The organism is uncultured Pontibacter sp. (assembly GCF_947495565.1).
Lineage (GTDB): Bacteria > Bacteroidota > Bacteroidia > Cytophagales > Hymenobacteraceae > Pontibacter.
In genome coordinates this window covers 1-7,264 of sequence record NZ_CANLZM010000028.1, presented here as the reverse complement: position 1 = coordinate 7,264, position 7,264 = coordinate 1, and the positions used below count along the sequence as shown (strand labels likewise).

Annotated in this window: 11 protein-coding genes; 9 read left to right on the top strand and 2 right to left on the bottom strand. The window is 46.3% G+C overall.

Going from position 1 to position 7,264, the window contains the following annotated elements; genetic code table 11:
- Positions 1–99: 99 nt before the first annotated feature.
- From Q1B04_RS19850 to Q1B04_RS19815, 8 genes are all read left to right on the top strand, one after another.
- Entirely contained in the window at positions 100–318 is a 219-nt protein-coding gene (locus Q1B04_RS19850) for a hypothetical protein (RefSeq protein WP_366524752.1), read from the top strand.
- 86 nt (positions 319–404) lie between these two features.
- Positions 405–1,586: a PepSY-associated TM helix domain-containing protein gene (locus Q1B04_RS19845; RefSeq protein ID WP_299762720.1), complete on the top strand. Its 1,182-nt coding sequence runs from the start codon at positions 405–407 to the stop codon at positions 1,584–1,586.
- Between the two features lie 194 nt (positions 1,587–1,780).
- Positions 1,781–2,278, top strand: a complete 498-nt coding sequence (locus tag Q1B04_RS19840; RefSeq protein ID WP_299762718.1) for a TlpA disulfide reductase family protein — start codon at positions 1,781–1,783, stop codon at positions 2,276–2,278.
- 103 nt (positions 2,279–2,381) lie between these two features.
- Positions 2,382–3,011: a thioredoxin family protein gene (locus Q1B04_RS19835; RefSeq protein ID WP_299762715.1), complete on the top strand. Its 630-nt coding sequence runs from the start codon at positions 2,382–2,384 to the stop codon at positions 3,009–3,011.
- A 419-nt stretch (positions 3,012–3,430) separates the two neighbouring features.
- On the top strand, positions 3,431–3,949 hold the full coding sequence (locus Q1B04_RS19830) for a hypothetical protein (RefSeq protein WP_299762711.1): 519 nt from the start codon (positions 3,431–3,433) through the stop codon (positions 3,947–3,949).
- Between the two features lie 92 nt (positions 3,950–4,041).
- The gene (locus Q1B04_RS19825) at positions 4,042–4,230 is read left to right on the top strand and encodes a hypothetical protein (RefSeq protein WP_299762705.1); all 189 of its coding nucleotides are present in this window, start codon (positions 4,042–4,044) and stop codon (positions 4,228–4,230) included.
- A 78-nt stretch (positions 4,231–4,308) separates the two neighbouring features.
- Positions 4,309–4,587: a YciI-like protein gene (locus Q1B04_RS19820; RefSeq protein ID WP_299762701.1), complete on the top strand. Its 279-nt coding sequence runs from the start codon at positions 4,309–4,311 to the stop codon at positions 4,585–4,587.
- Positions 4,588–4,694: 107 nt separating this feature from the next.
- Positions 4,695–5,537: a sulfurtransferase gene (locus Q1B04_RS19815; protein ID WP_299762697.1), complete on the top strand. Its 843-nt coding sequence runs from the start codon at positions 4,695–4,697 to the stop codon at positions 5,535–5,537.
- Positions 5,538–5,565: 28 nt separating this feature from the next.
- On the opposite strand, the gene Q1B04_RS19810 is transcribed toward Q1B04_RS19815, so the two are convergent.
- Positions 5,566–5,943, bottom strand: coding sequence for a hypothetical protein (locus Q1B04_RS19810; protein WP_299762694.1), 378 nt, complete (start codon positions 5,941–5,943; stop codon positions 5,566–5,568).
- A gap of 282 nt (positions 5,944–6,225) precedes the next feature.
- On the opposite strand from Q1B04_RS19810, the gene Q1B04_RS19805 reads away from it, so the two are divergent.
- Positions 6,226–6,843 (top strand): NlpC/P60 family protein, encoded by a 618-nt coding sequence (locus Q1B04_RS19805; protein ID WP_299762691.1) that lies wholly within the window; start codon positions 6,226–6,228, stop codon positions 6,841–6,843.
- Between the two features lie 235 nt (positions 6,844–7,078).
- On the opposite strand, the gene Q1B04_RS19800 is transcribed toward Q1B04_RS19805, so the two are convergent.
- Positions 7,079–7,264, bottom strand: a 186-nt coding sequence (locus tag Q1B04_RS19800) for a hypothetical protein (protein ID WP_299762688.1), incomplete at its 5' end; no start/stop codon positions are given.

Sequence of the window (7,264 nt, the reverse complement as noted above, 5' to 3'; positions counted from 1 at the left end):
CTGAGACAATGATACGAGTGGCTATGATTCACTTGATGCTTAAAAAATTATCAAAATAAAATCAAAACAGCCTCTTACAACGACTGGACAATAGAAGGCGTGCAGTACCACGACATTGAGCCAAACACTGCGCCATGGTTCAACAAAGCTTATACCATCGTGAACGCGCAGATTGGATATGAGTTTATGAAGCACTGGGGCGTGCGGGCACTGTTCAACAACGTGTTCGATGAAGTAGGGTACGATGCCTACCGCTCTAACTTTATAGACAGAATCCAGCCTAGGAACTTCTCTGGCGTGGTTACTTATAAATTTTAATTAGATTTATTCAAATAAATAAAAAGCTGCCGATATTTACTGTCGGCAGCTTTACTACTTAGCCTAACCTCCAAAATTTCCGGAAGATGAAAAAGTATACCTGGCGAAAGCTCTTTAATGATGTGCATTTATGGCTCGGCATTGCCAGCGGCCTGGTGCTGTTTGTAGTTTGCCTTACGGGCACTATTTATACTTTCCGGGAGGAGGTGGAGGAGCTGATGGCTCCAGAAAAGTACCAGGTAGAAGTACCGGCTAATGCTCAGCCTATGGCTGCCAATGCACTTATCGCGCAGCTGGAGCAAGAGCTGAACGGCAAAGTAGTAAGTATAACCATCCCTGAAGATAAAGCCAGTACCTACAGCGTAAGCGTGGCCCCTGCTGCCACAAAGGGCGCGAAGGAAGGCAAAGGCGGCAGACCAGCTACCTACTTTGTAAACCCTTATAACGGCGCAGTAGCCGGCACTCCTGAAAGCGCTACCGCAGAATTTTTCTCTACTGTTATGAAGCTGCACCGCTGGTTGCTGATAGAGGGCGATGCAGGTAAAATCATTGTAGGGGCATCCACCATTATCTTCTTCTTCCTGGTGCTGACGGGGCTGGTGCTGTGGTTCCCGGTGAAGCGCAAAAACTGGAAGCAGGGCTTAAAGATCAAAACCAACGCCAAGTGGAAACGCGTAAACCACGACCTGCACAACACGCTGGGCTTCTATGCCTCTATCTTGCTTCTGATTATGGCGCTAACCGGCCTTTGCTGGTCGTTTGAGTGGTACCGCGATGGCCTGAGCAGCGTAATGGGCGCCGAGGTGTTTAAAGGCCGCAAAGAAAAGCCCATCACTATTGCCGCTGCACCAACTACGGCTACCGCAGAAGACTACATCCAGCAGGCCAACCTGCTGCTGCCTTACCCCGGCGATTTGCGCCTCTTCTTGCCTGCCGATGATACCACAGCCGTTGTGGCACAGAAGAGTGAAACAGGATTTTTTGCGCTGGCTGCTTCCGATAAAGTACAGCTGAACAAGCATAACGCACAGCCGCTGAAGGTGGAGAAGTTTGCCGACAAGCCCCTGAACGAGCAGATTGTATCGCTGATAAAGCCGCTGCACCTGGGCAACGTGTACGGCACTTTCTCTAAGATTTTATACTTTATTGCCTGTCTGATAGCCACCAGCTTACCTGTTACCGGCACCCTGATCTGGATTAACAAGCTCCGCAAAAAGAAGAAACCAGCCAAAATTGTTCGTACAGGCGCTGCTACGGTAGCCAATTAATTATCCTAAAGATTAGCAACAGCCACGGTTTATACTTTAAGCCGTGGCTGTTCTGTTTTCTGGCTTTACCCACCTGCCCTTCAAAGGAGGAAAGAGAATAATTTTGTGTGTAAATCTCCCGCTTTAAAATCAACATTAAATGTTAAATTTATCCAGAAAAACACGTATACATTTTGCTTCACGTTATATTAAGTATGATTAAGGTAAAACTGAAATTGCTATTGGCCTCACTGCTCCTTTTGCTGCTTACTGCCACCGCTGCGCCTGCACAGGATGTGGAAGTGATAAAATTTGCTGACCTGAAGGCACTGCGCGAACAACCCGCCGACACGCTGTATGTGGTAAACTTCTGGGCCACCTGGTGCCGCCCCTGCATAAAAGAGCTGCCATACTTTGAGGGGGCAAACCAGAAGTATAAAAACCAGCCTGTAAAAGTGATTCTGGTAAGTATGGATGCCGTGGAAGACCTGGATAGCCGCGTAAAAACCTCTGTACAGAAGAGGGGGCTACAATCGGAGGTGCTGCTGCTGGATGAGGTGGATGGCAACTCGTGGATAGACAAGATAGAGCCGAAATGGTCGGGGGCCATACCCGCCACCATGGTATTTAACAACAAACGCGGGCTTTACGAGTTTCGGGAGGCCGAGATGACAGAAGAGGAACTGACGGAGCTGATCGAAAAGTATAAATAGAACGGCATCAGCTCCTTTAATGATATTTCACTGAATATCAGAATCTAAAAGAACATCTGCTATTTCAGCAAAACAGAATCTTATACCTTAAAGCTTTATACTTATGAAAAAACAAAAGTTACCGCTCGTGTACCTTATGTGCCTGCTGTTTGTATGCGCTCTGCTCTCGGCTGTTCCTGCCGACAACGGGTATCAGGTAGGCGACACAGCCCGCGATTTTAAACTGAAAAACGTGGATGGCAACATGGTATCGATGGCTGATTACAAAGATGCCAAAGGCTTTATCGTTACCTTCACCTGCAACACCTGCCCCTATTCTGTGGCTTACGAAGACCGCATTATAGACCTGCACAACAAGTATGCGCCTAAAGGATACCCGGTTATCGCCATAAACCCCAACGATGTAACCGTATCGCCAAAAGATTCTTACAGCTACATGCAGCAGCGCGCCAAAGAAAAGAACTTTCCGTTTGCTTACCTGCAGGACGAATCCCAGGAGATAACCAAAGCTTATGGCGCCACCCGCACACCGCACCTTTACGTGGTGCAAAAGCAGCCAGACGGCAAGTATAAGGTTGCCTACATTGGCACCATAGATGATAACTCTCGCGATGCATCCAAGGTAGAGAAAAAGTATGCCGAAGCTGCCTTAAACGAACTGGCAGCCGGCAAAGCCGTTAGCCAGCCCAACACCAAAGCCATTGGCTGCACCATTAAGTGGAGAGAAGTGTAACTTTAAAGATATGCAACTATATAAAGTCCCTGCCGGGTTAAGAGGCAGGGACTTTATTGATGTAGCGTAAATAACCTTTTATATCCGTAACTATCCGTTTCGTAATACGGCTACAGCTATCTTAGCTATTTAAAATGTAAGTCATGAATAGGTACCTTACTACCACCAATCCATTAATTCTAGTTGTAAAAATCTTATTTTCAATTTAGTAAACTCCTTCAACCACAGGATTTGCCAAATAGAGGCTTTAGTATTATCTTGTATTTTGCATGTACTATACTGTTTCCTGAAAAAGCAGTTTTTAAGCATATAATATCACATCCGTACATAGTGCAGATAAGCGTATGTTATCGTATATCCGCTAGTTGTAAGTAACCAAAGCAAATACGAATTATCTAATATTAGATGATCAAGAAAAAATGAATAATACTAATCCGAGTATTGAAAAACTATATAACATTCAAGAGTTACTCGCACAACATTTTTCTTCTTTACGTTCACTTGAAATTAGCCAGCAGCATGTTTGTCAAGCATTATATATATGTTTAGATGAAAAGCATATGTTCAATTGGCCAGTAGAGGTATGGAATGTAGATATAAGTTACGATGAAGCCTTACTCTTACTTTCAAACTTTGACTTCAAAGGTCTTACTCATCAAATAGAAACTGAAGCCGAAATTATTCCATCAAAATTTTTGATGGGGCAAAAGCTCAGGATAAAATCAAAAGGGATAATTTGGGTAATACATAGGTATGACGTCGATCCATTTCCGTCAAATCCACATGCCCATCAATTAGAAAGTAATATTAAATTAGATTTGAGTAGTGGGAAGTGCTTTAAAAGGAAAGAATATGTTCATACTATCAAGAAGAAGGATTTGATCTACATCCGTAGTGAAGCATCAAAAGTTTTTGAACTTCCGCCTTTATTAGTTTGAAAAAATGGCATCTTACAACAAGGTATAAAAGCCACCTTCGGCTGCGTCTCGTTCGCCTTCTATACAAGCCGTTAGCTACAATAAATTAAATTATGAAAAAAAACAGATTAGGGTTAGCAATGGGATTAGGGGTTGGAATTGGGACTGCAATAGGAGTTGCCACGGACAATTTGGGACTATGGATAGCTGTTGGAGTAGCAGTTGGTGCCGGAGCTGGAACTACCTTAATGCAACAAGGTAGTAAAAAAGGCAATGATGAAGAACCTGACAAAAGTAGCTAACAATGTATATTGCACGCTAAAACGTGATATACGCTAAACGTACTCAATCAAAATAAACACACTCACATATTTATAAACATGTACTACATCCTTTTTTACAAAACTACCGAAGATTATCTTGAAAAGCGCGGCGCTTACCGCCCTGAGCATTTGGGCATGATCAACCAGGCTAAGGAGAAAGGCGAGCTGGTAATGGCCGGTGCCTTGGCAGAGCCAGCCGATGGTGCCGTTTTGATCTTTAAAGGCGACAGCCCGCAGGCAGCCGAAGACTTCGCTAAAGACGACCCATACGTTAAAAACGGCTTAATCAAAGAGTGGCAAGTACGCCAATGGACAGTGGTAGCCGGAGGCGAATAAGCTGTTATATACTTCTTTTCGGGTGCGCCTATCTAATGCGCCAACACCCGAAAAGAGGCATGCTTGATATTTAAATCAAAGCACCCACATATTAGCTTACAAACACTATGAAACCTATCATCAAGCCACAGGAACTAGTACCGATGCTGCAACAGGAGGCGCTTATACTTATAGATGCCCGCTCCGGCCCCACCGCCAAAGACAAGTATGAGGCAGAGCATTTGCAGGATGCCCTTTATGTAGATCTGGAAACTGACCTGGCCCGGCCCACAGCCAACGCCGCCGAAGGCGGGAGGCATCCGCTGCCAAGCGCCCAGGAGTTTGCGGAGTTTCTAGGCCAGCTCGGTATACAGCCAAGCAGCCATGTGGTGGTATACGATGATGTGAGCGGGGCAAATGCAGCCGCGCGCTTCTGGTGGATGCTGAAAGCCTTAGGCCATGAGCAGGTACAGGTGCTGGATGGTGGTTATGCAGCGGCTGTGGCAGCAGGCATACCTACTAGTAACCAAACAGAGCAGCCTGCAGCACAAGCACCTTATCCGCAACAGGGTTGGCAGTTGCCTCTGGCAGAGGTTGAGGAGGTAGAAAGGGCCGCCCAAGAAGCTGACAGCTTGGTAATAGACGTTCGTGCCGCAGCACGCTACCGCGGCGAAACCGAACCGATTGACCTGGTGGCCGGACACGTTCCGGGTGCCATAAACATACCTTATACTTCTAACCTTGATAGCAATGGTTTTTACCTGTCTCCCGCTGCCTTGCGCGAGAAGTATGAAAAAGCATTAGATAACCGCAAGACTGAAAATGTAATGGTGCACTGCGGCTCTGGCGTTACAGCCTGCCACACACTGCTGGCCATGGATTACGCAGGCATGGAGATTCCGAAATTATACATTGGCTCCTGGAGCGAGTGGTCCAGAAGCGGACGGGAGATTGCCACCGGCGAAAAGTAAAGTATGAAACAGGGTCGCCAACACGGTCCTACTCTGTTTTTCTGGTATCTATTGGCAAAGGAGCATCTGTAGGCGTAATGGCGCTGCCCGCTTTCTGGGTTGGGCTTATGTGCCGACGATGCTTCATGCCCTCTACACGCGCCTCTACCTCAAATCTGTTATTATAGTAGCCTACCCGCCACGACTCCTTCAGGTACAGCCACAGAAACCGGAAAAAACCATGCTCCCGGAACTGCCGGATATGGCACAACTCGTGTGCCAGCCATCCCTCGTCCTTCAGAAAAGCATCTTTACTAACACCGCTCAAGTGTATGGTTTTGCCCAGCACCATCGCCACATTACTGCTTTTTAGCACCATGCGTGCAATTCTGGCAAAAAGAGAGCGTTCTACAACTTTAAAATCCATAAGTAAACCAAAATAATAGTACTCTTTTTCAAGGCTTGTGTACCTCTTTATACTTACCAAACAGGCTTAAATGTTACTTTTTAGCCGCAGCAACTGCAAACACGCCAGGCATTGGCGCAACCTTATTATTTGGCACTTAGGCTAATATGGATTAGTTTTGCATCGCCCTGGCGTTCATGACTTCTGTATTTATATGTATTTTAGTCTGTAAGAGCTATAGATTCCGGGCGAAAAGGTGATACTTGTTTGGCTCCTTCGGCAGCCAGGCACATGCTAAACCCAATGAAAAAAGCAATTATACTTAGTGCGTTTGCGATCCTATCATTGGCGCTTTCATACTTTTTTGAGACGGCTCCTGCCGAGCCAGCCACACCAGCGCAGCCAGGCACGTTACCTGTTGTAACCCCTTACGCACTAAAAACCACTACGTATGTCCCCGATGCATGGGCTGAGCATTGGGCAGATGAGGAAGCCGACGAGCCGCACGAAGAGTATTATATTAAAAAACTGGGCCTTAAATTCAGAAACCCAGCCTACCGAAACTTAGTGGAAGCCGCCTCCAAATGGATAGGAACTCCCTATCGTTTCGGCAGCAGCAGCAAACGCGGCACCGACTGCTCAGGGTTTGTCACCAGCGTTTACCGCGAAGTATATGGCATTAACCTCAGCCGCAGCTCCCGCTCCATGTTTCAGGATGTGGCCCGTATTAAAAAAGACAGCGTACGCACCGGCGACCTGGTTTTTTTCCGCCGCAGCGCTAAGGGGCCTATTTTTCATGTGGGCATCTACCTCAAAAACAATAAGTTTATACATTCTGCTACCAGCAATGGCGTTAGGGTAAGCTCGCTCTCAGAACCATACTACCGCAACTATTACTTCGCCGCGGGCCGGGTTAATTAGTGTTTTCTAACAGCAAGTTGCCCCTGCTAAGCTTGTCTTTCATTGATTGTTTAAAGCTGTGTGAGCGAAGCTTTCTTTGCTTCACCTTCTCGTTTTCAGCTCTCCTTCTGAGATCTTATAAGCAAGCCGCAGCAGCTTGGCTAGCCACACACGTGTTCCTCTCCTGTTCCGGCCTCCTCTTACAGCATAGTATGCTTTACCTGATATCAGCCGAATTCTCCTGCCTTACCTTGTGCTAAATAGCTGTTCCGGCGCCAGCAGCAACCTTTCCTCTACAGAGGCAGGAGCAGATGCATTGTAACAGACAATTTCTACCTCCCTCTCTTTGCGCTTCAGCTTTTGTTACTCTAAGAGGCTGTTTTGATTTGATTGAATAAAAAAGCAGGTGCCGGTTGTTCAGGTAAGAAAAGTTTGCAGACTT

Coding starts and splice junctions, on each gene's coding strand:
- Q1B04_RS19845 (WP_299762720.1), top strand. CDS start 405: ATGAAAAAGTATACCTGGCGAAAGCTCTTTAATGATGTGCATTTATGG.
- Q1B04_RS19840 (WP_299762718.1), top strand. CDS start 1,781: ATGATTAAGGTAAAACTGAAATTGCTATTGGCCTCACTGCTCCTTTTG.
- Q1B04_RS19835 (WP_299762715.1), top strand. CDS start 2,382: ATGAAAAAACAAAAGTTACCGCTCGTGTACCTTATGTGCCTGCTGTTT.
- Q1B04_RS19830 (WP_299762711.1), top strand. CDS start 3,431: ATGAATAATACTAATCCGAGTATTGAAAAACTATATAACATTCAAGAG.
- Q1B04_RS19825 (WP_299762705.1), top strand. CDS start 4,042: ATGAAAAAAAACAGATTAGGGTTAGCAATGGGATTAGGGGTTGGAATT.
- Q1B04_RS19820 (WP_299762701.1), top strand. CDS start 4,309: ATGTACTACATCCTTTTTTACAAAACTACCGAAGATTATCTTGAAAAG.
- Q1B04_RS19815 (WP_299762697.1), top strand. CDS start 4,695: ATGAAACCTATCATCAAGCCACAGGAACTAGTACCGATGCTGCAACAG.
- Q1B04_RS19810 (WP_299762694.1), bottom strand. CDS start 5,943: ATGGATTTTAAAGTTGTAGAACGCTCTCTTTTTGCCAGAATTGCACGC.
- Q1B04_RS19805 (WP_299762691.1), top strand. CDS start 6,226: ATGAAAAAAGCAATTATACTTAGTGCGTTTGCGATCCTATCATTGGCG.